The sequence below is a fragment of the Janthinobacterium foliorum genome (assembly GCF_978021625.1).
The window spans coordinates 1-24,350 of sequence record NZ_CDXDQE010000013.1 but is presented as its reverse complement, the minus strand read 5'-3'; the positions used below and the strand labels follow the sequence as shown (position 1 = coordinate 24,350).

Annotated in this window: 21 protein-coding genes and 2 tRNA genes; 15 read left to right on the top strand and 8 right to left on the bottom strand. The window is 59.7% G+C overall.

All coding sequences use genetic code 11. From position 1 onward, the window contains the following. Nucleotides 1-70 precede the first annotated feature (70 nt). From dusA to ACZ92H_RS22780, 7 genes are all read left to right on the top strand, one after another. Nucleotides 71-1,066, top strand: coding sequence for a tRNA dihydrouridine(20/20a) synthase DusA (dusA, locus tag ACZ92H_RS22810; protein ID WP_465051127.1), 996 nt, complete (start codon nucleotides 71-73; stop codon nucleotides 1,064-1,066). Next, entirely contained in the window at nucleotides 1,066-1,530 is a 465-nt protein-coding gene (locus ACZ92H_RS22805; RefSeq protein WP_465051126.1) for a hypothetical protein, read from the top strand. Before dusA ends, ACZ92H_RS22805 begins: the two co-directional genes overlap by 1 nt. 533 nt (nucleotides 1,531-2,063) lie before the next feature. Beyond that, nucleotides 2,064-3,809, top strand: coding sequence for a methyl-accepting chemotaxis protein (locus ACZ92H_RS22800; RefSeq protein WP_131374402.1), 1,746 nt, complete (start codon nucleotides 2,064-2,066; stop codon nucleotides 3,807-3,809). After that, nucleotides 3,806-4,156: an energy transducer TonB gene (locus tag ACZ92H_RS22795; protein ID WP_131374131.1), complete on the top strand. Its 351-nt coding sequence runs from the start codon at nucleotides 3,806-3,808 to the stop codon at nucleotides 4,154-4,156. The genes ACZ92H_RS22800 and ACZ92H_RS22795 overlap by 4 nt, the downstream gene beginning before the upstream one ends. Before the next feature lie 52 nt (nucleotides 4,157-4,208). Beyond that, nucleotides 4,209-4,535, top strand: coding sequence for an energy transducer TonB (locus tag ACZ92H_RS22790; RefSeq protein WP_131374129.1), 327 nt, complete (start codon nucleotides 4,209-4,211; stop codon nucleotides 4,533-4,535). Nucleotides 4,536-4,703: 168 nt separating this feature from the next. Beyond that, nucleotides 4,704-5,276, top strand: coding sequence for a hypothetical protein (locus ACZ92H_RS22785; RefSeq protein WP_465051125.1), 573 nt, complete (start codon nucleotides 4,704-4,706; stop codon nucleotides 5,274-5,276). A 187-nt stretch (nucleotides 5,277-5,463) separates the two neighbouring features. Continuing rightward, on the top strand, nucleotides 5,464-5,847 hold the full coding sequence (locus ACZ92H_RS22780; protein ID WP_465051124.1) for a hypothetical protein: 384 nt from the start codon (nucleotides 5,464-5,466) through the stop codon (nucleotides 5,845-5,847). A 335-nt stretch (nucleotides 5,848-6,182) separates the two neighbouring features. Here the strand turns inward: ACZ92H_RS22780 and ACZ92H_RS22775 are convergent, their stop codons facing one another. The 3 genes from ACZ92H_RS22775 to ACZ92H_RS22765 all read right to left on the bottom strand — a co-directional run bounded on the left by ACZ92H_RS22775 (nucleotide 6,183) and on the right by ACZ92H_RS22765 (nucleotide 9,992). Continuing rightward, on the bottom strand, nucleotides 6,183-6,632 hold the full coding sequence (locus tag ACZ92H_RS22775) for a hypothetical protein (RefSeq protein ID WP_131374123.1): 450 nt from the start codon (nucleotides 6,630-6,632) through the stop codon (nucleotides 6,183-6,185). Nucleotides 6,633-6,891: 259 nt separating this feature from the next. Next, the gene (locus tag ACZ92H_RS22770; RefSeq protein WP_465051123.1) at nucleotides 6,892-7,551 is read right to left on the bottom strand and encodes an FxDxF family PEP-CTERM protein; all 660 of its coding nucleotides are present in this window, start codon (nucleotides 7,549-7,551) and stop codon (nucleotides 6,892-6,894) included. Between the two features lie 329 nt (nucleotides 7,552-7,880). Continuing rightward, entirely contained in the window at nucleotides 7,881-9,992 is a 2,112-nt protein-coding gene (locus ACZ92H_RS22765) for a TonB-dependent receptor family protein (protein ID WP_465051122.1), read from the bottom strand. 287 nt (nucleotides 9,993-10,279) lie between these two features. Between ACZ92H_RS22765 and ACZ92H_RS22760 the strand changes: the two genes are divergently transcribed. After that, on the top strand, nucleotides 10,280-10,726 hold the full coding sequence (locus ACZ92H_RS22760) for a response regulator (RefSeq protein ID WP_465051121.1): 447 nt from the start codon (nucleotides 10,280-10,282) through the stop codon (nucleotides 10,724-10,726). A 9-nt stretch (nucleotides 10,727-10,735) separates the two neighbouring features. Here ACZ92H_RS22760 and ACZ92H_RS22755 read toward each other — a convergent pair whose 3' ends face one another. From ACZ92H_RS22755 to ACZ92H_RS22735, 5 genes are all read right to left on the bottom strand, one after another. Further along, complete coding sequence (locus ACZ92H_RS22755; protein ID WP_465051120.1) at nucleotides 10,736-12,100, bottom strand: family 43 glycosylhydrolase; 1,365 nt, start codon at nucleotides 12,098-12,100, stop codon at nucleotides 10,736-10,738. Nucleotides 12,101-12,277: 177 nt separating this feature from the next. Continuing rightward, a tRNA-His gene (locus tag ACZ92H_RS22750) sits at nucleotides 12,278-12,353 on the bottom strand. Between the two features lie 133 nt (nucleotides 12,354-12,486). Beyond that, the gene (murI, locus tag ACZ92H_RS22745; protein ID WP_465051119.1) at nucleotides 12,487-13,332 is read right to left on the bottom strand and encodes a glutamate racemase; all 846 of its coding nucleotides are present in this window, start codon (nucleotides 13,330-13,332) and stop codon (nucleotides 12,487-12,489) included. A 66-nt stretch (nucleotides 13,333-13,398) separates the two neighbouring features. After that, nucleotides 13,399-14,940 carry a fumarate hydratase gene (locus tag ACZ92H_RS22740; protein ID WP_092798220.1) on the bottom strand — a complete coding sequence of 514 codons (1,542 nt, stop codon included), beginning with the start codon at nucleotides 14,938-14,940 and terminating at the stop codon, nucleotides 13,399-13,401. Between the two features lie 106 nt (nucleotides 14,941-15,046). Further along, nucleotides 15,047-15,661, bottom strand: a complete 615-nt coding sequence (locus ACZ92H_RS22735) for a YqhA family protein (protein ID WP_131374110.1) — start codon at nucleotides 15,659-15,661, stop codon at nucleotides 15,047-15,049. Between the two features lie 308 nt (nucleotides 15,662-15,969). On the opposite strand from ACZ92H_RS22735, the gene acs reads away from it, so the two are divergent. The 7 genes from acs to ACZ92H_RS22700 all read left to right on the top strand — a co-directional run bounded on the left by acs (nucleotide 15,970) and on the right by ACZ92H_RS22700 (nucleotide 24,228). Then, complete coding sequence (gene acs / locus ACZ92H_RS22730) at nucleotides 15,970-17,976, top strand: acetate--CoA ligase (protein WP_465051118.1); 2,007 nt, start codon at nucleotides 15,970-15,972, stop codon at nucleotides 17,974-17,976. A gap of 186 nt (nucleotides 17,977-18,162) precedes the next feature. Further along, nucleotides 18,163-18,253, top strand: a tRNA-Ser gene (locus ACZ92H_RS22725). A 231-nt stretch (nucleotides 18,254-18,484) separates the two neighbouring features. After that, the gene (locus ACZ92H_RS22720; RefSeq protein ID WP_465051117.1) at nucleotides 18,485-19,795 is read left to right on the top strand and encodes a tyrosine-type recombinase/integrase; all 1,311 of its coding nucleotides are present in this window, start codon (nucleotides 18,485-18,487) and stop codon (nucleotides 19,793-19,795) included. A 1,159-nt stretch (nucleotides 19,796-20,954) separates the two neighbouring features. Further along, nucleotides 20,955-21,821 (top strand): phage integrase N-terminal domain-containing protein, encoded by an 867-nt coding sequence (locus ACZ92H_RS22715; protein WP_465051116.1) that lies wholly within the window; start codon nucleotides 20,955-20,957, stop codon nucleotides 21,819-21,821. A gap of 136 nt (nucleotides 21,822-21,957) precedes the next feature. Continuing rightward, entirely contained in the window at nucleotides 21,958-22,158 is a 201-nt protein-coding gene (locus ACZ92H_RS22710; RefSeq protein WP_465051115.1) for a helix-turn-helix transcriptional regulator, read from the top strand. 301 nt (nucleotides 22,159-22,459) lie between these two features. Further along, nucleotides 22,460-22,675 carry a helix-turn-helix domain-containing protein gene (locus ACZ92H_RS22705; RefSeq protein WP_465051114.1) on the top strand — a complete coding sequence of 72 codons (216 nt, stop codon included), beginning with the start codon at nucleotides 22,460-22,462 and terminating at the stop codon, nucleotides 22,673-22,675. Nucleotides 22,676-22,689: 14 nt separating this feature from the next. Then, on the top strand, nucleotides 22,690-24,228 hold the full coding sequence (locus tag ACZ92H_RS22700; protein ID WP_465051113.1) for a type I restriction endonuclease: 1,539 nt from the start codon (nucleotides 22,690-22,692) through the stop codon (nucleotides 24,226-24,228). Nucleotides 24,229-24,350: the final 122 nt, after the last annotated feature.

The following is a 24,350-nucleotide window of genomic DNA, read 5'->3' as shown; positions in this document are numbered from 1 at the left end:
CCGCGTCACCGTCACTGGTGAGGCGCGCAGCGGGTTTGTCATTTGCAGCCCTTGTTTTTTTGTAGACATCATGACTTCCTCTTCTCTGCCTTCCCGCCGCCTGTCCGTCGCCCCCATGATGGACTGGACCGACCGCCATTGCCGCAAGTTCCACCGCGAAATCACGCGCCATACCTGGCTGTACACGGAGATGGTGACGACGGGCGCGCTCGTCTACGGCGACGTGGAGCGCCATCTGCGCTTCAACGAGGAAGAGCATCCGGTGGCCCTGCAGCTGGGAGGCAGCGATCCGGCTGACCTGGCCACCAGCGCCAAGCTGGGCCAGCAGTGGGGCTATGATGAAATCAACCTGAACTGCGGCTGTCCTTCCGAGCGCGTGCAAAAGGGCGCATTCGGCGCGTGCCTGATGGCCGAGCCGCAACTGGTGGCCGACTGCGTGAAAGCCATGCGCGACGTGGTCGATATCGACGTCACGGTGAAGCACCGCATCGGCATCGATGACAGCGAGTCGTATGACTTCGTGCGCGATTTCGTCGGCACGGTGGCCGACGCGGGCTGCAAGACGTTTATCGTGCATGCGCGCAATGCCATCCTGAAGGGCCTGAGCCCGAAGGAAAACCGCGAAGTGCCGCCGCTCAAGTATGACTATGCCTACCGCCTGAAGCGCGACTTTCCCCAGTTCGAGTTCATCATCAATGGCGGCATCAAGACGCTGGACGAAATCGACCTGCACCTGCAGCACCTCGATGGGGTGATGCTGGGCCGCGAGGCGTATCACAACCCCTACGTGATGGCGCAGTTCGACCAGCGCTACTATGGCGACGACGCTCCCGTGAAAACGCGCGAGCAGGTGCTCGAAGCGATGATCCCCTACATCAGCGCGCAGCTGGAAAAAGAAGCGGGCCGCCTGAAGCTCAACAGCGTTACGCGCCACATGCTGGGCCTGATGCAAAACCTGCCCGGCGCGCGCGGCTTCCGCCAGACCCTGTCGGACTCGAAGAAGCTGGCATCGGGCGACCCCCGCTTGCTGCTGGAAGCGGCGGCGCGCCTGTCGCTGCCGGCCTGATGAGCGGCGACGGCCACGCCCATGCACGCCAGTTGCATGGCTACCTGCAAGCCGTCAGCGCGCTGAAGGATGATGGCAGCCTGTTTCTGTGCGAGTATCTGGGACCCGTTGCGCCGCAGGCGTCGCTTGACGCGCTGTGCCGCGTGCTGCGCATGGCGCCGGAGGGCTGGGCCCTGCGCCCGCTGGGCAGCGTGGCGTGCAGCGGCGTTGCCTGCACGCCACGCCAGTGGCTGCTGGAGCGCCTGCGTGCCATGAGCGAAGCGGAGCGCCAGCCGCTCGATGCCCGTTTATATGACGGGTTCGAGGGCGAACTGGCCGAACTGCTCGGTGCTGAAGTGCACTGGTATCAACTGGTATCATCGGTCCAGCGCAGCCTGGCCGGTCAATTGGGCGCCATCTGGAGCGTCTTTGTCTTCGGCACGGGTACGCACGCCTATGTCATGCATTGCAGCTGGGATAGCTGATCCAAGCTGTCTATACCTGTGCCGCCGCGTACTGGTATTACCCGCCTTGCTTCCTCCTCTGTTGTCTCGCCGAAAACGATGTCATATGGCTATGCCATGTGTTGTAAATGCGCATTTTCGGCGCACGCCCGCACTGCAATGGGGCGTTTCTGCTTGGCAAGAAACGGCGTTGTTGCCATTTCCCCGAAGAAAGTTAATCTGCAATTTATTCAGGCACTTATTGCTTGCTTTGAGGCAAAATTTACACCTATAATTGATTATAGACAAATATTTCTCATATGAATGTTTGATGTTGATCTCACCATCAAGTGTGTCAAAAATTCAGTATGTGGAACAAATTTGCATTCGCAGTCACTGGTTTTTTCAGCGCTGCAGTAGACCAGGAAGCACCCCAGGCTGCGTGCGGCCGGATACCACCAGCTGACCAGTCGGCAGCGGTGGAAACCGGCGTCCCGCAGCCTTCGTCTTGTCGTGCCGGGCAAAATTCTTATCAATAGTTTCATTTACGAAGAGCCGAAATGAATTTAGCAAAAATGAAGGTTGGTACCCGCCTGGGCCTGGGATTCGCCCTGGTACTGGTTCTGCTGGTGGCCGTCACCGTCCTCGGCATCGCGCGCATGGCGCAAATCCAGGAACGCCTTGATCATGTGATCAATGTCAACAACGTCGTCACCCGCCTGGTGATCGACATGCGTGGCAACGTCAGCGACCGCATCACGTCGCTGCGCATCCTCACCCTGATGACGGACGCGAGCGATATGGAACCGGAAATGGCGCGCATCAAGACGCAAACGGCCACGTATCAGGAGACGCAGAAAAAGCTCGAAGAGAAATTTGCCGTCGAGTCGACCCCTGAAGAAAAGGCCTTGCTGACGTCGATCAAGGAATATGAAGCCGCCGCCATGCCGGCCATCGCCAAGGCGTCCGCCCTGTGGATGGCCAACGATGCGGAAGGCGCCACGCGCGTGATGATCAAGGAAATCCGCCCGGTACAGAAAAAATGGATGGAAGCGCTGGAGCAGCTGGCCACGCTGGAAGACAAGCTGAACGAGCAGATGCAGTCGGATGCCCGCAAGGCCTTCGACAGCGCGCGCCTGTTCATGATCATCCTCGGCGTACTGGCCGTGGCGATGGGCGTGGCGGCAGCGCTGGTGATTACCCGTGGCTTGCTGAAACAGCTGGGCGGCGAACCGGACTACACGGCATCGATCGCCGGCAGCATCGCCAACGGCGACTTGTCGATCGGCATCCACACCCAGCCTTCGGACAATTCCAGCCTGCTGGCGGAAATGAAAGAAATGCGCAACAGCCTGGTGGGCATCGTCGGCCAGGTACGCGTGGGAACGGAAACCATCGGCACGGCATCGCGCGAGATCGCCGACGGCAATATCGACCTGTCTTCGCGCACGGAAATGCAGGCCAGCGCGCTGGAAAAAACCGCCTCGGCCATGGAAGAGCTGACCTCGACCGTGAAGCAGAATGCGGACAATGCGCGGGAAGCCAACAAGCTGGCCGCCACCGCATCGGACGTGGCCCTCAAGGGCGGCTCCGTGGTCTCGCAAGTGGTCGATACCATGAGCTCGATCAATGAATCGGCGAAGAAGATTGTCGACATCATTGGCGTGATCGACGGCATCGCCTTCCAGACCAACATCCTGGCGCTGAACGCGGCCGTGGAAGCGGCGCGTGCCGGCGAACAGGGCCGCGGCTTCGCCGTGGTGGCGTCGGAAGTGCGCAACCTGGCCCAGCGTTCCGCTGGCGCGGCGAAAGAAATCAAGATCCTCATCGACGACTCGGCCGAGAAGACCGAACGCGGCACGCGCCTGGTCGGCCAGGCCGGCGTGACGATGGGCGAAGTGGTCGACAGCGTGCGCCGCGTCACCGACATCATGAGCGAGATCGCCAGTGCCAGCCAGGAGCAGAGCGCCGGCATCGAACAGGTCAACCTGTCGATCATCGAGATGGATGGCATGACGCAGCAAAATGCGGCACTGGTGGAACAGGCGGCCGCCGCGGCGCAAAGCCTGCAAGACCAGGCGGCCGAACTGGCCCACGTGGTCAGCATCTTCAAGCTGGTCGAAGGCGAGGAAAAGCCGGCGGCCTACGTGCCGGCACCCGTGGCGGCCGCACCGGTTGCCGCGCGCAAGCCTGCACCGGCATTGCGTCCGGTCAAGTCGTTGACACGCAAGGCGGAAGCCGCCGCGCCTGTCGCCCCTGCGGCGCCACGCAAGGCGGCTGCGGCCAGCAGCACCAGCAATGACGAGTGGGAAGAGTTTTGATCGTTCGGCAGCGGTGGCGTCACGCGGCGCTGGCCGCCGTACTGCTGGGCAGCGCGGGCTGTGCCGTCCAGCAGGGCATGGTGGCGCCGGTTTTTGATGCCGAGCAATGCAAGGCGGGCTATCCGGAACGTGCCCGCCAGAACAAGGAAGAGGGCGACATCACCTTGTCCGCGCTGGTGACGGCGCAGGGTAAGGTGCTGGATGTCAAGATTGAAAAAAGTACCGGTTTCCGCGAGCTGGACAGGGCGGCGATCGTTGCTGTTGCGCGCTGTACTTTTGTACCAGCGAGCAAGGATGGCAGCGCAGTGGAAAGCTGGACCACGGTCCACTATTCCTGGAAATTGTAATTACTGAATCTGATAATCATTGGGGAAGCACATGTTTGAGAATAAGCGTTTTATGAGTGTTGCAGCAGCTTTGCTGGTATCGGCCTCCTCCGCGTCGTTCGCGGCCGAGGTGCCGGCGTCGTTCGATTCCAAGAACTGCAAGGCGGAGTATCCGAAAGCCTCGCTGATGAATGAAGAGCAGGGCACGGTGACGATGTCCTTCCTGGTGAATGCGGACGGCAGCGTCGCCGATTCGAAAGTCGACAAGAGCAGCGGCTTCAAGAACCTGGACAAGGCTGCCGTCAAGGCCATTTCCGCCTGCAAGTTCAAGCCGGGTACCAAGGATGGCGCCGCAGCGCAAACCTGGACCAAGGTTGATTACGCCTGGAAACTGGATTAATCCAGGTGGCGCCGGGAGGCTCACTCCCGGATGATGCTTTACCCCGGACGGGCAGCGCTTGCAAAGGCGCTGCCCGTACTGTTATGTGCGCCAGCCAACGGCGGTGCCGCTCCCGACTCTGTTACTCTCGGGGCATGCCATCGCGGTTTCCGCCAGAAGAGGTTTATTATGCAACGTATCCTGATACTCTCCACGCTCGCCGCCGCCGGCCTGCTGCTGTCCGCCTGTGCTTCCCTGGGCACCCCGCCCGGCCTGCAGGCGGGGCAAACGGTGGCCATCGTGAATAGCCTGAGCTGGGACAATCCCCTGAACGGCAAGCGTGATGGCGTACGCACCAGCTGGCCTGTCAAGGATGGCACGATTGCCGCCGAATATTTTCCGCTGGCGCAACTGAAGCAATGCGATGCCGCTGGCAAGGCCTGCAGCTGGGGCGTGATGCGCGCGCAGCGCAGCGCGCCGAAGCTGGCGTATGTGGATGGCGGCGTCGACGTGGCGCTGAGCGTATCCATGGACGTGGCGCGGCGCCAGGATGCGCGCCAGGGCGAGACGCAAACGGCCATGGCCATTCCGCAGGACGTGGCCGCGCTGTCCGGCCGCAAACAGGCGCAGCCCAGCTGGAAATTAAAGTATGGCAAGGTCGAGCAAGTCGAGCTGGACTACGGCGTGCGCTACCAGATATGCGTGCAGCGCTACGATGCCGCCGGCAAAGCCATCGATACCTGCGAGATACCATTTATCTGAGCATGAATGTGAACATTAATGTGAGCCGGTAGACGGGGAAACGTGCAGTACAGGCCGCTTGTGGCGGCGTTGCCACACTTCATGTTGCAGTCTGCGTATGGGTGTAACAATCGGTAAAAGCACAGCAAAGCACCGCGTAATTTCTTATAGTACTTAATTAGCAGTAGTACAAATTAGGAGAATTGCGATGAAAATCCTGTTGGCAGGCATTTCACTGGTTGCCTTGGGCGGCTGCGCCGTGGCGCCGCCCGGTCCCGCGTATTACGGCACGCGCGCGCCACAGGCAGCCTACAATCCATATGAATGGCATACGGTGTCGTCCGAGCCGGTGCAGTCGAGCCGCGTGGTCGGCGAGCCGCGCGTGGAGTACACGAGCGAACCGGTGTATGTACAACAGCAGCCGGTGTACGTACAGCAACCTGTGTACGTGCCGACGCCTGTCTATGCGCCACAGCCGTATTACTACAATCCGCCCGTATCGATCGGGCTGGACTTCGTGTTTGGTTTTGGCCGCTACGGTGGACACCGCGGCGGCTGGGGCGGGCATGGACGTTACCACGGCCGCCGTTAATGCCCCGGCCAGCCCAATGGGCGAGACGCGCCTGCGGCGCGCTGCGTCGGTGGAATTTTAGTGCAAATACGCCGCGATTTTAGTGGAAGTACACCGCGCTCTGGTGCAGCACATCCGCCGAGCACAGGATATACATCGCCGCCGCTGCCAGACCTATTTGCAAGGCGCCAAAGCTGATCGGGATGAGGCGGGACATGTCGTACTCCTGAGTGATGTGGAATGTGTTGGTATGCTTTCATCATAGGGTGAGTTGATGCTTGGAGGCATCAGATGACTGTCCGCCACTTTGTAGGACAACACCTCGTCACTGGCGCCACGCCTGGCTTTGCGGCCGGTCAGCGGTTCTTCCAGCGCACGACCGGCGCTTCCGGTGCCGTGTCGAGCACGTTCGAGATCGTCAGCCAGTGCGTCAGGCGTTCGGGATGCTTGAGGTTGATGCCCATGCCATCGATGATGCCCACTTGTTCCAGCATGCGCGCATCGATCTTCGCCTTCGATACCGTGGGCGCGCCCATGACCATGCGGTCATACGCCTTGCGCGCCTTGTGCTCCCACTTGTGCAGGTTGCTTTCGTCGAAGCGGTTCGCCTCGAAGTACACGGTCAGGGTGCCATCGAGGTTGCCAAAGCCGACAATGCCGGCACCCTTGCGGATGGTGGTCGTGTTGTCGATGTCAAATTCCGCGGTGGGGACGAAGATGCCCGCGCGGCCATCGATGTCGGGACGTCCCACCGGCGTTTCCTTGCCGTAGGAACTCGTTTCGGTGATGGTTTTTTCTTCAGACATGGTGCGTGCTTGGTGGTGGTGTCAGGAGCGCAAGCCCGGCACCGCCAGCCATCCTGTTCAAAAAATGCGTGCTGATGATCAGGGCGGGGTAGTGGCCCTGGCGGAGCGATGCGTGGCATTGCTTGATACGACGCTATTGTAGTCCCAATTTAATTCTTTTGGGCAACATTTCATGCAACTTTCATGACCGGCCCAGACATAAAAGAGCCGCCCGGCTGCGCAGGCAGCGGGGCGGCTCCTTGAGGCCGTCCGGAAAGAATCAGGCAGCGGACTTGCGGCGTGCCATGAAGCCCAGCAAGCCCAGGCCCAGCAGCATCATGGCGTAGGTTTCCGGTTCCGGCACGGCAGCCATCACCGAGACATTGTCCAGGTAGGAGCCGTACGTGGGCGAGGATGCCGGACCGATGGATTCGAAGCGCAGCACGGTCGACGAGCCCAGCGCGGTCAGGTTCTGGCTGTAGCTTTGCCAGACGCCGCCCGTGTTGCCGACCAGCGCCGTCGGCGTCAGCAGGGTCGATCCCCAATACACATTCATCAGGCTGTTCGCGCCGCCCGCCGTGTCGGGCCGGCCCGAGTAGGCAAACGACAGCGCATATGTGCCGCCGGCCGTGGTGGCGATGGCTTGCGATATGGAGGTCAGCTGGTCGGTATTGAGTTCCAGGTATTGCGTGCCGTTGGCGGCGACGGGATTGAAGCCGCTCAAGCCGCCTTGCGTGGCGCCTTTCTGGATTTCAAAGGCGGAGTTGCCGCTGGCCGACGACGTCCAGCCCGTCACGTTGCTGACGGGCGCCCAGGCCGAGGAGATGACGTTGTTTTCAAAGCTGCCGTTGACCACCAGTTCGGTCGCGGCGTTGGCGGCGCCGGCGGTGACCAGGGTGGCCAGTGCGGCGAGCTTGAAGAGGGTGGCTGGCGTGTTCATGGGGTTCTCGCTTGGTTGATTAAAGGATAATTTGATTTCCTAAATGACATTTAAAGAATATCACCAAAACTCACATAACGAACGCACGCTCGCTGAAAATATTTGCAATTGTGAAATCATTTATATCCATATGGCAATTGATTTTCGTAGGAAGTCAAATGCCTGGGTGGTCCAAGGCGGAGACGTCCTTGAAACTGCTTGCCGCATGGTATTTTTGTGACGTCGGGACGCAAAAAAAACCTGCAGCGCCACAACAACGATGCAGGTTTTTCAGGAGATGCGGGGGCGCGGCGGCATATCGATTCGATAGGCGCCAGCTTATGCGGTGCTCAGAACGTCAGGCGGCCCTGCACGTAGACCATGCGCGGCGCGCCCACCATCTTGCCCAGGTTGGCGTCGGAGGTGCGCGTGAAGTAGCGCTTGTCCGTCACGTTATTGACGCCAGCGACCAGTTCCAGGCCGGCCTGGCCCGGTACTTTCCACTTGGCTTGCGTGTTCCAGGTGCGAAAGCCGGGAATCACGCCCACGTCGCCCTTGGCGCTTTCCGCCACGGTGTTGGCATCGTCGGCGAACTGGCGGCTCTGATGGGTGGTCGACAGGTCGAAGCCCCAGGCACCCAGCTGGTAATGGGCGCCCACCGTGTCCGTGTTGCGCGAGTAGAAGGGCACGTCGTTGCCGGCGTTCACGCCGTCCTGCAAGGTGGCCTTGGTGTACGTGTAGGTGGCATAGGCATTCAAGCCAGCCAGCGGGCCGGACTTGTCGAAGTGGTAGTCGACGGCCGACTCCAGGCCCCGGTGGTGCGTCGCGCCCACGTTGTAGAAGGTGACATTGCTGCCGCTGCCGATGGACTGGATCTGGTTGTCGAACTTGATGTTGAACAGGGTCGCCTCGGCCGACAGCTGGCCGCTCTTCCAGCGCGCGCCCAGTTCGGCCGTCTTCGCCAGCTCAGGCTGCAGCGGATTCTTGCCCGACTGCGAGTTCAGTTGCGTATTCTGCACGGCGCCGAACGAGCTGTTGTAGTTGCTGAACAGCGTGACATTGTTGTTGAGTAAGTAGGCCACGTTCAGCGACGGCAGGGCCTTGTTGTTGAGCAGTTCGATGGTTTCATCGGCCGGCAGGTGATTGATGCGCTCGGTCTTGATGTGTTCGTAGCGCACGCCCGGCGTGATGCGCCAGGCATCGACGGCGATCTTGTTGTCGATGTACACGGCTTGCGCATCGGTGGCGTTGTCCGCAAAGCGCGTCGGCGCCTGCTGCACGCCCGTGGCGATGACGACGTTGTAGACGCTTTCATCGGCCCGTTCCGCCAGGTAGCGGTAGCCGATGGTGACATCCTGCGAGACCTTGCCCGTGATGAAACGCTGCGTGTAGCGGGGCTCGACGGCCATGGTTTCGTAGTTGCGCGGCTGGTGGCCCATGCCCGTGTTGGTGGCATTGACGAGCGTGCTCTGGCGCGAGCTCTTGTTGTAGTAGGCGCGCACTTCGAATTCTTGCGTGCCGGAAATGGCGTTCAGGTAGCCCATGTCGAAGGCCTTGCGCTCGCCGCTCCAGAAGTCGCCGCGGCGCGTGTTCTGGAACGGGTCGGCATTATATTGCGCCACGGTCAGGCCGCCCGGCGTGCGCGAATTGACGTCGTAGTAGGACAGCTTGCCGTACACCTCGGCGGTCGGGCTCAGGTCGTAGCGGAATTTCAGGGCGAAGTCGTTGACCTTCTCATCGCTGGCCACGCGCCAGTCGCTGCCGCGGATGCCCGAGTACAGGATGGCCAGTCCCAGGCCATTGTCGAGCTGGGTACCGGCAAACACGCTGGCCTGCGTGTTCTGGCCCACTTCGCTGTAGGAGTTGTAGCGCACGCTGGCGTCGCCCGTGATGCCTGGCGTGGTGGGCACGCGGCGCGTCTTGAAGTTGATGATGCCGCCCACGTTTTGCGGGCCGAAGCGCACGGCGCCGCCGCCGCGCACCACGTCGACCGTCTCGACGTTGGCCAGGCTGACGGGCGCGAACGACAATTGCGGCTGGCCATACGGCGCCACCGACATCGGGATGCCGTCGAGCAAGACCGTGCTGCGCGGCGAATAGCGTCCGGCCAGGCCGCGCACGCCGATATTCAGGGACACGGCGCTGCCGGCGCTGCCCGAGTTGTCGCTGACCTGCACGCCGGGAATGCGGCGCATCACGTCGCTGATGCTGGACGCGCCCGAATTCTCGATATCGTCCTTTTGCACTACGGTGCGGGCGCCGGCGAAGTTTTTCGTGCTGGCGGCCATGCTGGTGCCCAGCAGGTTGCTGCTGACCTGGATCGATTCGAGGATGGGGCCGGCGTCATTGGCGCCATTGGCTTCCTGCGCCTGCGCTGCCAGGGGTGCGCCCAGGCACGCCAGGGCGATGGCCAGCGCGCATGGGCGCAGCGAAAAGGGAAGTGGGGAATAAGTGGCAGCCATGCATGAATCTCCGTAATGACAATGGTTGCGCGGGCGGTCAGGCGGCGCGACAACGGCGTGGCGTAGGCATCCGGCGCAAGGGGATAGGAATGATAATGATTCTCATTTTATCCGTCAATTGCGCACACTGCGTATGGCCGGCTTTATCAGCGGGAGAGGGAAGAAGTGTTGTTGGCGCGGTACAGTGGTCCCACGCGTTGCTGCTTGGCTACAGTGCTGGGGTGCGGCGGCATTGCCCGCGCTTCTTGTATACTGCCGCTTTTGCAGCCGCCGGACGTGAACGTACAATGAGCCAGACAACTGAACCGATACCAGGCAGTTCCACCGTGGAACGCCGCCAGGGCGAGCAGCCCGCCGCCGCCGCGCGCAAGCTCAATCTGCTGGTGGTCGACGACAACCAGGAAGTGGGCGAATCGCTGGCCATGCTGCTCGAAGCGCTGGGCCACCAGGTGGTGGTGGTGCGCAACTGGCAGATGGCTGTCGAGCAGTGCAAGCTGTGCGTGCCCGATGCCGTCTACCTCGACATCGAAATGCCCGGCATCAGCGGCATCGAGATCGGCCGCCGCCTGCACAACAATCCCGACACGGCCAATGCCGTGCTGATCGCCGTCACCGGCCACAGCCTGCCCATGTACATGGACGACGCGCTGGCCGTGGGCTTCCGCCATTTCCTCGTCAAGCCCGTGCGCCTGGAAGACCTGGCGACGACGGTGCAGTCCGTGCTGGCGGGCTAGTTCCCGATCCTATGGCCGGCTCAGCGACCACTGCTGGTTATTCGCATTGGTCAGGTTCCACTGGATGATCTGCGCGTTTTCCGCCGTGCTCAGGTTCAGGACGTCCAGGGTCAGGTTGCTGTAGCGGTTGCTGATCGTCTGGTAGCCGGCAGCGGGGCTGGCGAAGCGCCATTGCTGGCCCAGTCCGCCCCAGTAGCTCCATTGGGCAATGTTGGTGCCGGCCGTGGTCGAGTTGTTGTAGTCGTCCAGGCCCAGCAGGCTGTTCGCATTGATCAGGCTGTAATACCCGTCGCCATGTCCCACCACGTACCATTGCTGGTGTTTGGCTCCCGTATACGTTTGCTGCTGCACCAGCGCGCCATTGGCCGTGCTGGCGCCGGCCACGGCCAGCGCCTTGCCACTCAGGCGCGAGCGCAGCACGGTGGGGCCGTCGGAAATGCCGCCGCAGCTGGCTACCGTGAAATTGCGCGTCAGGCTGGGCCAGCCGTCGCTATACGTCATCTTTAAAATGTCGAGCTTGGCCGCGCCATTGTCGTTGACGTCGTAATAGTGGATGGAGGTGTAGTTGCAGCCATCCTGCTTGAGCACGCCGATATGGCCTGGCCCCTTGTACTTGCCGTCCAGGTTGGGCAGCACCGTGCGCGTGCCGCTGTACGGCCCCGTCACGCTGCTGGCGCGCTGCACTTCCACGTAATACGTGCTGGCGGCGCCCTGGCAGCATTTGCCGCGATTGGCGAACAGATAGTAATACTCGCCGTCGCGCGTGATGTAGGGCGCTTCGATATCCTTGCCGCCGCCACCGAGGATGGTGGTCACGTTGCCTGTCGTTTTGCCCGTGGCCTGGTTGATTTCCGTCACGCCGATGCCGCCGAAAAACGAGCCGTAGGACATATAAACCTTGCCGTCATAATCGCGGAACAGGGCCGGGTCGATGGCGTTGATTTCCGCGCCGCCTCCATACGATTGCACGACGATGCCCAGATCCGTCCAGCCGGGGTTCTTCAGCGAGGCGGAGCGGGCCACGCCGATGGCCGAGACGGACGTGCCGAAGGTGGATACCGAGTAATACAGATAATAGTAGCCATTCATGTGGATCACGTCCGGTGCCCAGTAAGAACCGCCGAAGTTGGGAATCTTGTTGGCGATCCAGGCCGGCGGCGTGCTGAAGACGGGCGCGGGGCCGGCCTGCCAGTTCAGCATGTCCGTCGAGCTGGAATACCAGATGCCGGTGCCAGTGGTGAAATTGAAATATGTATCGCCGTCGCGGGTCAGGGTGCCGGGGTCGTGCGCATTGGGCACGCCCGTCAGGTTGACCGCCTGCGCCGCGTGGGCGCAGAACATCAGGCAGAGTGCTGCCAGGAATTGCTTCATCATCGTCTCCGTGCTGTTTTTATGGTGCGGTCAGGCCGCACCCCAGAGTAGGGCGATGGTCAAATTTGCACTAATGAATTTTTTGCAGGGAGCGATACCGGAGCCGGTATCGGTGACGGCAGAAAACTGGCGCCGGAATGGAAAAAGCCCGGTTCGAAAACCGGGCTCTTCTTTATTCTGTGGGGTGGCTGATGGGGCTCGAACCCACGACAACAGGAATCACAATCCTGGACTCTACCAACTGAGCTACAGCCACCACTGTCTTACTTACCTATTTAGCTGTTTTGCTGAACAGGTGCCGAATTATACAAAGAACTCGGCAAAGTGGCAAATCTAAATGCAGTCTTTTTTAAAGAATCGAAAGAATGCTTGAAAACGGCTGTTTTCGCTCAGACTTCCAGGTGGGCGACGGGCGGCTGCAAGTCCAGCAAACCGGCGAAGGCTGTTGCCAGCGACTCGACCGTGGCCGTCGTGTAGCCCTGCAGTCCTGGCGCATCGTTGGCGGTGCGGCGCAGCTTGGCCGCGTCGAGCAGGCGGGCCAGCTGGCGCGCCACGGCCTCCCCGGTGTCAACCAGAGTAATCTGTTCCTGCGTATGCGCGCGCACCGTGCGTTCGATGGCGTCCTGCACGAACAGGTAGTGCGTGCAGCCCAGCACCAGGGTGTCGGCGCCTTGCGCCAGCAGGGGCGCGATGTAGCGTTCCAGCATGGCGCTGGTGGCGTCCAGCGGGTCGGTGCCCAGCTCGCACTGCTCGATGCGGTCGGCCAGGCCGATGCACGGCTGCAAAATGAAGGTGGCGCCGGTGGCGGCGCTGACTTGCTCGCGTAGGGCCAGCAGCTTGTCGCCGCGCAAGGTGCGCTCCGTGGCCAGCACGCCGATGGTGCCATTGCGGCTGATGGCGGCCGCTGGTTTGAGGCCCGGCTCGACGCCGACGATGGGCAAATCGGGATAGCGCGCGCGCAAGGCCTTGATGGCGGCGATGGTGGCCGTGTTGCAGGCAACGACCAGCGCCTTCGCGCCTTGCCGCAACAGGAAGGCGGCGATCGCCAGCGAGCGGTCGATGACTTGCTGCTCCGTCTTGTCGCCGTACGGCGCATAGGCGGAATCGGCAAAGTAAATCAAATCTTCCTGCGGCAGCTGGGCGCGGATATGGCGCAGCACCGACAGGCCGCCCACGCCGGAATCGAATACGCCGATGGGGGCGTCCTGGCGGGCATTGCTTGTGATAGAAGTCATGGGGAGCCGAAGTAGATAAAAAAACGCCGCGCTGGTGTGCCGCGCGGCGTTCATGGTAGTGCCTGGTTAAGCAACCGTCACGGGAATCTTGCTGACGCTATTGAGTTGCTCGATCTTCGCCTGCCATTCTTTCGGGCCCGTGTTGTGCACCGACGTACCCTTCGAGTCCACGGCCACGGTGACTGGCATGTCGACCACGTCGAATTCGTAGATGGCTTCCATGCCCATGTCGGCAAAGCCCAGCACTTTCGCGCCCTTGATGGCTTTCGACACCAGGTAGGCGGAACCGCCCACGGCCATCAGGTAAGCCGACTGGTGCTTCTGGATCGATTCGATGGCGACGGGGCCCCGTTCGGCCTTGCCGATCATGGCGATCAGGCCGGTTTTTTCCAGCATCATGTCGGTGAACTTGTCCATGCGCGTGGCCGTCGTCGGACCGGCCGGGCCCACCACTTCGTCGCGCACCGGATCGACGGGGCCGACGTAGTAGATCACGCGGTTCTTGAAGTCGACGGGCAATTCCTCGCCCTTGGCCAGCATGTCCTGGATGCGCTTGTGCGCGGCATCGCGGCCCGTCAGCATCTTGCCGTTCAACAGCAAGGTCTGGCCCGGCGTCCACGAAGCGACTTCTTCCTTCGTCAAGGTGTTCAGGTCGACGCGCTTGGATTTTTCCGTATCCGGCGCCCAGCTCACGTTTGGCCAGGTCGACAGCGGTGGCGGCGTCATGTAGGCCGGGCCGGAGCCGTCCAGCACGAAGTGGCCGTGGCGCGTGGCGGCGCAGTTCGGGATCATGGCGACGGGCTTCGATGCCGCGTGCGTCGGGTGCATCATGATTTTGACGTCCAGCACGGTGGTCAGGCCGCCCAGGCCTTGCGCGCCGATGCCCAGCGAGTTGATCTTGTCGCACAGCTCGATACGCAGTTCTTCCAGTTTATTTTGCGGGCCGCGCTGTTTCAGCTCATACATGTCGATGTCTTCCATCAACACTTCCTTCGCCATCAGCATGGCTTTTTCCGCCGTGCCGCCGATGCCGATGCCCAGCATGCCGGGCGGGCACCAGCCGGCGCCCATGGTCGGCACCGTCTTCATGACCCAGTCCACCAGCGAGTCGGACGGGTTCATCATGATCATCTTCGACTTGTTTTCCGAGCCGCCGCCCTTGGCCGCCACTTTCACGTCGACGGTGTTGCCTTCGACCAGTTCCATGTGCACGACGGCCGGCGTGTTGTCCTTGGTGTTCTTGCGGTCGAAATGCGGGTCGGCCACGATGGAGGCGCGCAGCTTGTTGTCGTCGAAGTTGTACGCGCGGCGCACGCCTTCGTTGACGGCGTCGGTAACCGTGCCGGAGAAGCCCTCGAAGCGCACGCCCATGCCGATTTTCAGGAAGACGTTGACGATACCCGTGTCCTGGCAAATCGGACGCTTGCCTTCCGCGCACATGCGCGAGTTGGTCAGGATTTGCGCGATCGCATCTTTTGCCGCCGGGCTTTGTTCCGCCTCATAGGCGCGCGCCAGGTGCTCGATGTAATCAGCAGGGTGGTAGTAGCTAATGTACTGCAACGCTGCGGCGACGGATTCGATCAGGTCTTCTTGCTTTATGACAGTCATGGTGTTCTCGCGGTAGATAAGAAGGGTAAGACTCTTTACTAATACTAGTTACTGCATTGGAATGACAAAAGCCCACGGCCGCCGCTGGCAGCCATGGGCTTCGGGTTTAATGCGGTCGTGCCTGGTTCTGCGTCACCGTCATGATGCGGTCGGTGTAGGCGATCGCCATGGCGGAAATGATGAAGACCATGTGGATCACTGTTTGCGCGATGATCACTTCCATCTTGTAGGAATTGGCATTGATGAAGGTCTTCAGCAGATGGATGGACGAGATGCCGATGATGGCCATCGCCAATTTCGTCTTCAGCACGGAAGCATTGACATGCGACAGCCATTCCGGCTGGTCTGGGTGGTCATCGAGGTGCATGCGCGAGACGAAGGTTTCGTAGCCGCCGATAATGACCATGATCAAGAGGTTCGAAATCATCACCACGTCGATCAGGCCTAATACCACCAGCATGATGGTCGCTTCGTTCAGCTTGGTTGGCAGGGCGCTGCCGGGCACGGCGACGGCCGTCAGCACGTGCTGCAAGGCGGCATCATTGCCGAACACGGCGCCGATCAGGTCGGACAATTCCACCCAGAAATGGAAGACATACACGCATTGTGCGAGGATCAGGCCCAGGTACAGCGGCAACTGCAGCCAGCGCGACATGAAGATGAAGGCGGACAGCGGATGCAGCTTGGTATGTTTGGTGGTCGGTGGTAGGTGGTCGATCATGTGGAGTTTCCTGGGGGAGTAAATACCAATTTTTGGCATGCCCGACATTTTACACTTGCTGCTGATCACTGCGCATGGCCTGGCTCAGGATTATTGGATTTGATGAAACACAAAGTGGTATTGATCCTTCGGTGCGCCAGGCATTTTCCCAGTGAAAATACTGTACGGCGTCCCCTTGACTCCCATCGCCGAAGGCGCTTATGGTTAGCCTTGACAGAGGCAAACGCTGCACAAAACGCACAATGTAAGGCGTCCGTAAGACACGGCGCTTATCGTGTTAGCAAACAATTACTACACTGGAGACAAGCATGGCCGCTACAGAAAACCAAGCACAGGGCACGCAGCAGCAAGGACCAGAAGAGTCGCGCGTATTCGAACCATCGGCGGCCTTTGCCGCCCAAGCCACCATTTCCGGCATGGCCGCCTACCACGCCATGGTGAAAGAGGCGGAAACCGACTACGAAGGCTTCTGGGCCCGTCTGGCGCGCGAGAACCTGAGCTGGAAAAAGCCATTCACCCGCACCCTGAACGAAGACAATGCGCCGTTCTACAAATGGTTCGAGGACGGCTTGCTGAACGTGTCGTACAACTGCCTGGACCGCAATATCGAAAATGGCCTGGGCGACAAGACCGCCATCATCTTCGAGGCGGACGACGGCACCGTTACCAAGGCCAGCTATAAAGAGCTGCACGAAAAAGTCTGCAAGTTCGCCAACGGCCTGAAAGCCAAGGGCATCGCCAAGGGTGACCGCGTGATCATCTATATGTCGATGTCCGTCGAAGGTGTTGCAGCAATGCAAGCCTGCGCACGCATCGGCGCCACCCACTCGGTGGTGTTCGGCGGCTTCTCGGCGAAATCCCTGCAGGAACGCATCATCGACGCGGGCGCCGTGGCCGTCATCACGGGCGACGAGCAATTGCGCGGCGGCAAGAAGCTGCCGCTCAAAGCCATCGTCGACGAAGCGCTGGCGCTGGGCGGCTGCGATTCCGTGAAAAACGTCATCGTCTACAAACGCACGGGCAGCGACCTGCCGATGGTGGCCGGCCGCGACACGTGGCTGCACGAACTGGTCGAAGGCCAGAGCGCGCAATGCGAACCGGAATGGGTCGATGCCGAGCATCCCCTGTTCATCTTGTATACCTCCGGCTCGACGGGCACGCCGAAGGGCGTGCAGCATTCGAGCGGCGGCTACCTGCTGTGGGCCGCGCTGACGATGAAGTGGAGCTTCGATATCAAGCCCGACGATGTCTTCTGGTGCACGGCCGACATCGGCTGGGTGACGGGCCACAGCTACATCGCGTATGGTCCGATGGCCGTGGGCGCCACGCAAGTGGTGTTCGAAGGCATCCCGACCTACCCGAACGCGGGCCGTTTCTGGGAAACCATCAAGAAGCACAAGGTCAGCATTTTCTACACGGCGCCAACGGCCATCCGTTCGCTGATCAAGGCGGCCGACGTGGACCCGAAAGTCCACCCAAGCAACTACGACCTCTCCAGCCTGCGCCTGCTGGGTTCGGTCGGCGAGCCGATCAATCCGGAAGCGTGGATGTGGTACTACAAGAACATCGGCGGCGAGAAATGCCCGATCGTCGACACCTTCTGGCAAACGGAAACGGGCGGCCACATGATCACGCCATTGCCTGGCGCAACGCCGATGGTGCCCGGTTCCTGCACCCTGCCATTGCCCGGCATCATGGCCGCCATCGTCGACGAAGCGGGCCAGGACGTGCCGAACGGCCAGGGCGGCATCCTGGTGGTGAAGCGCCCATGGCCATCGATGATCCGCACGATCTGGAACAACCCGGACCGCTTCAAGTCCAGCTATTTCCCGGAAGAGCTGGGCGGCAAGATGTACCTGGCCGGCGACGGCGCCATCCGCAACAAGGACACGGGCTACTTCACCATCACGGGCCGCATCGATGACGTGCTGAACGTGTCGGGCCACCGCATGGGCACGATGGAAATCGAATCGGCCCTGGTGGCCAACCCGCTGGTGGCCGAAGCGGCGGTAGTCGGCCGTCCGGACGACACGACAGGCGAATCGATCTGCGCCTTCGTGGTGCTCAAGCAAGCGCGTCCGACCGGCGAGGAAGCGAAGAAGCTGGCCCTGGAACTGCGCAACTGGGTCGGCAAGGAAATCGGCCCGATCGCCAAGCCGAAGGAAATCCGCTTCGGCGACAACCTGCCGAAAACCCGCTCCGGCAAAATCATGCGCCGCCTGCTGCGCGTACTGGCCAAGGGCGAGACGATCACGCAAGACGTGTCGACCCTGGAAAACCCGGCCATCCTGGAGCAGCTGAAGGAAGCGTCTTAATGTAAGGTCGGTCCCTGCGAGGGGCCGACTATGGCCTCTGTTGGGCTGCTGCTTGTCGCTGTGTGCTTTAACTTTTACCCCACGGTAAATAACTTTGGCAGTCCGTAGAATCTTTGCTATAATCTGCGGCTTCGCGACAAGCGAGAAATAGTACGCAATGTGTGCAAGTAAGGCGCATTGCCTGCAGGAGAGGTGGATGAGTGGTTGAAGTCGCACGCCTGGAAAGCGTGTATAGGTTCATAGCCTATCGGGGGTTCGAATCCCCCTCTCTCCGCCACGGATAGTAATTAAGTAAGATCAGGACGTCTCAGGAAGTCCCTCAAAAACCGCTTAGAGCCTTGATTCTAAGCGGTTTTTTCGTTTTTCAGCGTCTCGGGATGTGCCAAGGTATTTCAGGATATCCAACTTTTTTGAGGGAATGCGCCGGGCCGGATTCCCCCATCCTTGACTACCATTCCCGCATAACTGTCCTATAGTGGTTCCAGACGCATTTGCGAAGGAGGCCACCATGGCAAAGCTCATTGTCCCGCTGTCCGAACTCCAGGTCAAAAACGCCAAACCAAAGGATAAACCATACAAGTTATCCGACGGCGGCGGCCTGTTCGTAGAAGTCATGCCGAGCGGGTCTCGCATCTGGCGCTGGAAGTTTCGCCAGGCCAACGGTAAGGAGAACGCACTGACGTTTGGTCCTTATCCGGAAATTACGTTGCAGGATGCGCGTGAAAAGCGCTTGGCAGCGCGGCGCCTGATGCTGCAAGGGATCGACCCGGCCAAGCATCGCGACGACGCCAAGCGGCTGTTGAAAGAGCGCGCCGCCAATACTTTTGAAAAAATCGCCCGCGAGTGGCATGCCAACAGGGTTCCGACCTGGAGCGAGCGCACCGCCAAGAACGTCCTGCAACGGCTGGAGGCAGATATCTTTCCTGCCATTGGCCGTAAGCCCATCGATGAACTCAAGCACCTCGATGTGATCGCCGCACTGCGCAAGATCGAGGAGCGTGGCGCAAGCGAGGTCGCCCATCGCCAGAGAGCGGTATGTGCGTCAATTTTCAGCTACGCGATTCAGTGCGGATTCACAGAGCGCAATCTGGTCACCGATATGAAGGATGTGCTTAAGACCGTCCGCGCCGGACACTTCGCCGCCATCAACGCCGACGAGCTACCGCAGTTCCTGGCCATTCTTGACCGCAACGAAGCGCGCATGTTCGCGCCGACCCGCATTGCGCTGCGGCTGATGCTGCTGTGCTTTGTGCGTACCAGCGAGTTGATTGAAACGCCCTGGAGTGAAATTGACCTGGAGCGCGGCGAGTGGATCATTCCATGGCAGCGCATGAAGCGCGGCAAGCTGACCGTCAATCCGGATATGACCAACCATCACGTCTGCCTGTCGCGCCAGGCGCTGGAGCTGCTGCGCGAACTGCACGCGATCACGGGCCGCAGCCAGTACCTGTTCCCGAATCAGCGCGACCACGAAAAGCCGATCAGCAATAACACGATACTGGTGGCGCTTGGACGCATGGGATACAAGGGCAAGATGACCGGCCATGGCTTCCGGGCGCTGGCCATGAGCACCATCAAGGAGCGCCTGGGCTACCGGCATGAAGTCGTGGACCGGCAGCTGGCACATGCACCGAAGGATAAGGTGGCCAGCGCCTATGACCGCGCCCAGTTCCTGGCGGAGCGGCGCCGGATGATGCAGGATTGGGCTGACTATATCGATGCCGTCAGCGGCAAGGGAGCGCCGCCGCAGACACCCAGATTAACGCTGGTCAGTGGCGAATTCAGCCGGGATGGCGGAACAGGAGGGCACCATGTCTAAGTATGTATTGCGCCTCACGGATGCGCTTATCAAGCAGGCTGCTCCGATGGACAAGTCAGTCGCAAAGGTGAGGCGCACCCGCATGGGCTTAAGCGGAGCAAGAAAAACTCTCTCGGCGCTCAGTTAGTCCAGACGTCCTGTTTTTCGCACAAGGTCAAAGCCACGGAGGCAAGACCGCGCCGGTCGTAATTCTGCGTACTACGAAAAGTGCACTTGACGAAACGAACCGCTTGCAAACGTCAATATCAGGCATAGAATGAAGCTCTCTTATGTGGGAATCGCTCCCACGAGGGCATGCTTCGAGCATGTCTCTATGCTTAGCGGCATAGGCGTTGCGGTCGTTACCCGCCACCATGATACCTAGCAGCTTCTGCTAGACAGATCGCCGAGCCATGCAGAAGCATGCACACTCGGCACGATAAAGCGCTGCCTTCAGCGCCTTCATATGCCGCAATCCGCCAGACGGATTGCCTGATTGATTACGCCCTTTGGGCGCTTCCTCAAACAGGAGCAAGACTCCTGCCCCTATTGGTTCGCATACCCCGCGAGGTAGCGCACCCTATGAAGCACAGCATGGCTTTGCCGCAAGCCGCATCGTCAGCAGAAATGCCAGCGATGCGATGCCATCGCGGCTGCCGCCAGCGCATGTGCTTCAGAGTCGCCAGTATCGTCACCGCGAGTGCGATGCTGGCATGTATGCCGTCACATGCCATGGCTACGTGCGCGCGTCGTTACTGGCGGCGTGCTGCCAGTGACGACGCGCCGCCGACGGCATAGGCCAAGGCGGCAAGCACAGAGCGTCCGCGTGACGGTGCTCAGTGACGAGGCCAGATGCCTCTCCATCGCAGGCTAGCCTTGCGATTTCCTTTGCCCGCTACGGGCTGATTAGTAGAAGTTGATCCGTGCACGATGTGCACTCCATGGACCCTGGGTGATTGGTCCCCGCTGCGGCAGCTTCCTCCGGGAGCGGCAGCGGTGCCACACGCGCATGCGGCGCGGGCAGGCAGTAACAGCAACCGCATACACGGGAGTGGTGTCCCGAGGCCCTTGATTCAACCTTTTCTGCCGAGGCAGTGAGGGTGGCCAGAAACACTTACCAGACAGGATTACACCACGCGGCATCGATGTGAAAACCAAAGATCGAAGGGATGACTTTGCCATGCGCGACTTGAACTACCAGCTCAAGCAACTGTGTCACCGCAACCGGGATGGCAGCTTTGCGACGCAGGCCGACCGCGAGCGCCTATTAAACCTGTGCGCCAACGACCTGGCGGAACGGGGCTTCCAGCATATGAGCGTGGACAGCCTGAAACCGAAGCATGTGGCGGCGCTGCTCGACAAGTGGAAGCAGGATGGCGTCAGTACCGGAACGATCAAGAATCGCATGAGCGCCCTGCGCTGGTGGGCCGAGAAGATCGGCAAGGAAAACATTATTGCGCGTACTAACGGCGAATACGGCATCGCGGAGCGGGTGTTTGTCACCAACGTCTCGAAGGCGAAGGTGCTCGACGCTGACACGCTGGCCCGCGTGAATGATCCGTATACGCGCATGTCCCTGCAGTTGCAGGCGGCGTTTGGTTTGCGGCGTGAGGAAAGCATCAAGATCAAGCCGGGATGGGCCGACGGCGGGAACATCCTGCGGCTGAAGGATAGCTGGACCAAGGGTGGCAAATACCGGGAGCTGCCGATTGCCACCATGCAGCAGCGCGCCGTGCTGGACGCGGCCAAGGCACTGGTGGGCAAAGGCAGCTTGATTCCGGCGCAGTTGCGCTATCGGGACCAGTTGAACCGCTTTCGGGCGCAGTGCGACAAGGCTGGCATCCATGGTGTGCACGGGCTGCGCCATGAGTACGCGCAGCGGCGCTACACCGAGTTGACTGGCCGACCTTGTCCAGCCAGTGGCGGCCCGACGGCCAGACAGCTGGATGCTTCACAAAAGTTGGCGGATAGCGCTGCAAGGTTAAAGATTTCGACGGAGATGGGGCATGGTCGTGAACAGGTCACGTCTATCTACCTGGGCAGATGACCGCCCACTTGTATCAGGGCCGCAGCGCATGGAGCGGAAGATATGTAAAGGTTGCAGCCCTGGCGCTGCCGGAATGATCGCGGAGAGTCGGTATGACTCTCCATTGTTTGCTGTTCATCAATCGAAGGAGAATCTTATGACCACGACTAAAAAATTCCTCCGCTTGCCCGCGGTAATCGAAGCCACCGGCTGGTCCCGCGCCACAATCTGGCGGAAGGTGAAGGCAGGCGTGTTGCCAGCACCAATTCCCATCGGCCCCAAGTCCGTCGCTTGGGACGCGGAGGAAATCGCCGAATGGCAGCAGCGCTGTATAGAAGCCAGACGTGAAGTAGCTTGAGGGCGAAATTGAACAACTGCTGGCTCAACAATGCCCTCACCATTAACTTGGTCGGAAACGGTACGTAGCGTCCCGGTTCACGAGCGGGGCGTAGCACCGGGCGATCAATCTCAGCTGCCATTACCACGAGGTCCACATGCTGCATCGGTAGTCGCAGTATGCCGCCGAGCAATATTTTCCTAATGCGATTTAGCTAGGTATCTTTGCCAAAAACCACCTTTCCCAATAGTTATAAGAATACGATTCTGTTAGACTATGAGCGATTTGAGACGACAAAAAATAAACCCTTAGTGAAAATTTCATGCATACAGAAACATGGGTAACCGCCGAACAAGTTGCGCAGCATCTTGGCGTAGTGAAGGACACCGTATACCGCTGGCGGGAGCGACGTGGCCTGCCCGCTCATCGCATCGGCAGGCTCTGGAAGTTTCAACTTTCCGAGGTCGATGAATGGGTGCGTGCGGGTGGGGCTGACGAATACTCAGTAAGTGCGGTTTCAAATTACAAAGATGAATAAGGAGAGAAAAACTGATGGTTTTCAGCGAGGACTCACGAGTCAAGATTCCATGCATCCTGCATTTGGTGCGACTTGGCTACCGCTATCTTTCCCTGAAAGATGCTACTTGGGATGAAGAAACCAACATCTTCCCGGACCTTTTCCGAGCGGCCATCGCCCAGATCAACCCAGACATTGATGCCAGCAACATAGATCGTCTGTTTACTGACGTCAAACTGCTGCTGGATAACGAAGACCTCGGCAGAGCCTTCTACGAAAAACTTACTGAACGTTCAGGAGTCCGATTAATCGACTTCGAGAATTTTGACAATAACAGCTTCCATGTTGTTACAGAGTTGACGTGCAAGAACGGCGACGACGAGTTTCGGCCTGACATTACGCTGCTCATCAACGGCATGCCGCTAAGTTTTATCGAGGTCAAGAAGCCGAATAACCGCGAAGGCGTGCTTGCCGAGCGCAATCGCATCGTCACACGCAGTCGGAATCCGCGTTTCCGTCGTTTTATTAACATCACGCAACTGATGGTCTTCTCCAATAACATGGAGTACGAGGATGGCTCACCGCAGCCCATCGAAGGCGCATTCTATGCTAGTCCGTCCTATGATTCGCCAGTATTCAACTATTTCCGCGAAGAAGAAACACTGGATCTGTCGAGGTTGCTGGCCGACGAGAACGACGCCATTGAGAACGAGGTGCTGCGCGACAATAACCTAAATGTTATCAAGTATAGCCCTGAATTTCTCAGCAACAAATCTCCCGATGCACCGACCAACCGCATTTGTACCTCGCTGTTCAGTCGTGATCGGCTGGCTTTCTTGCTGCGATTCGCGCTTGTTTATGTAAATGAGACCGATGGCCTGCAAAAGCACGTCATGCGATACCCGCAACTCTTCGCTACCAAGGCGATCGAGCGCAAGCTTGACGCTGGCGTGAGAAAGGGCATTATTTGGCACACACAAGGCAGTGGAAAAACAGCACTGGCGTACTACAACACCCGCTTTCTGACTGACTACTTTCAGAGGCGAGGCGCCATTCCCAAGTTCTACTTCATCGTCGATCGACTTGATCTGCTCATCCAGGCGCAGCGGGAGTTTGCGGGGCGCGGGCTTGTGGTGCACAGCATTGATAGTCGCGAGGCTTTCGCTCGCGACATAAAGACCACAAAGGTACTGCACAATAACACCGGCAAGCCTGAAATCACTGTGGTCAATATTCAGAAATTCCAAGATGACCCTGATGTAGTGCGTACAGAGGATTATGACGTTGGCATCCAGCGAGTCTACTTTCTTGACGAAGTTCACCGCAGCTATAACCCACAGGGCAGTTTTCTTGCAAACCTCACCCAGTCAGATCGCAATGCAATCAAGATTGGGCTAACTGGTACGCCGCTACTCGGAGACGATTACAACTCCCGTGCGCTGTTTGGCGATTACATACACAAGTACTACTACAACGCGTCAATTGCCGACGGCTACACTTTGCGCTTGATCCGTGAAGAAATTGCCACTAACTACAAGCTCATTTTGCGAGAGGCGCTTGCCTCTGTAGTGTAGTGGTCAACCCATCCCGGACACTACGTTAAGTTTTTCTTCGGTGACGGCCGGAGCCAATCCCTCATTGAACTGATGTGGCCGTATCCAGTTATACCGGTGCATCAGGTAGTGGCTAATATCCC

Bases quoted from the DNA above. Each gene is read 5' to 3' on its own strand.
- ACZ92H_RS22770 (WP_465051123.1), bottom strand. From the start codon at position 7,551: ATGAACACGCCAGCCACCCTCTTCAAGCTCGCCGCACTGGCCACCCTG.
- ACZ92H_RS22785 (WP_465051125.1), top strand. From the start codon at position 4,704: ATGCAACGTATCCTGATACTCTCCACGCTCGCCGCCGCCGGCCTGCTG.
- ACZ92H_RS22720 (WP_465051117.1), top strand. From the start codon at position 18,485: ATGGCAAAGCTCATTGTCCCGCTGTCCGAACTCCAGGTCAAAAACGCC.
- ACZ92H_RS22760 (WP_465051121.1), top strand. From the start codon at position 10,280: ATGAGCCAGACAACTGAACCGATACCAGGCAGTTCCACCGTGGAACGC.
- ACZ92H_RS22710 (WP_465051115.1), top strand. From the start codon at position 21,958: ATGACCACGACTAAAAAATTCCTCCGCTTGCCCGCGGTAATCGAAGCC.
- acs (WP_465051118.1), top strand. From the start codon at position 15,970: ATGGCCGCTACAGAAAACCAAGCACAGGGCACGCAGCAGCAAGGACCA.
- ACZ92H_RS22735 (WP_131374110.1), bottom strand. From the start codon at position 15,661: ATGATCGACCACCTACCACCGACCACCAAACATACCAAGCTGCATCCG.
- ACZ92H_RS22790 (WP_131374129.1), top strand. From the start codon at position 4,209: ATGAGTGTTGCAGCAGCTTTGCTGGTATCGGCCTCCTCCGCGTCGTTC.
- dusA (WP_465051127.1), top strand. From the start codon at position 71: ATGACTTCCTCTTCTCTGCCTTCCCGCCGCCTGTCCGTCGCCCCCATG.
- ACZ92H_RS22805 (WP_465051126.1), top strand. From the start codon at position 1,066: ATGAGCGGCGACGGCCACGCCCATGCACGCCAGTTGCATGGCTACCTG.
- ACZ92H_RS22740 (WP_092798220.1), bottom strand. From the start codon at position 14,940: ATGACTGTCATAAAGCAAGAAGACCTGATCGAATCCGTCGCCGCAGCG.
- ACZ92H_RS22780 (WP_465051124.1), top strand. From the start codon at position 5,464: ATGAAAATCCTGTTGGCAGGCATTTCACTGGTTGCCTTGGGCGGCTGC.
- ACZ92H_RS22700 (WP_465051113.1), top strand. From the start codon at position 22,690: ATGGTTTTCAGCGAGGACTCACGAGTCAAGATTCCATGCATCCTGCAT.
- ACZ92H_RS22800 (WP_131374402.1), top strand. From the start codon at position 2,064: ATGAAGGTTGGTACCCGCCTGGGCCTGGGATTCGCCCTGGTACTGGTT.
- ACZ92H_RS22715 (WP_465051116.1), top strand. From the start codon at position 20,955: ATGCGCGACTTGAACTACCAGCTCAAGCAACTGTGTCACCGCAACCGG.
- ACZ92H_RS22705 (WP_465051114.1), top strand. From the start codon at position 22,460: ATGCATACAGAAACATGGGTAACCGCCGAACAAGTTGCGCAGCATCTT.
- ACZ92H_RS22755 (WP_465051120.1), bottom strand. From the start codon at position 12,100: ATGATGAAGCAATTCCTGGCAGCACTCTGCCTGATGTTCTGCGCCCAC.
- ACZ92H_RS22765 (WP_465051122.1), bottom strand. From the start codon at position 9,992: ATGGCTGCCACTTATTCCCCACTTCCCTTTTCGCTGCGCCCATGCGCG.
- ACZ92H_RS22775 (WP_131374123.1), bottom strand. From the start codon at position 6,632: ATGTCTGAAGAAAAAACCATCACCGAAACGAGTTCCTACGGCAAGGAA.
- murI (WP_465051119.1), bottom strand. From the start codon at position 13,332: ATGACTTCTATCACAAGCAATGCCCGCCAGGACGCCCCCATCGGCGTA.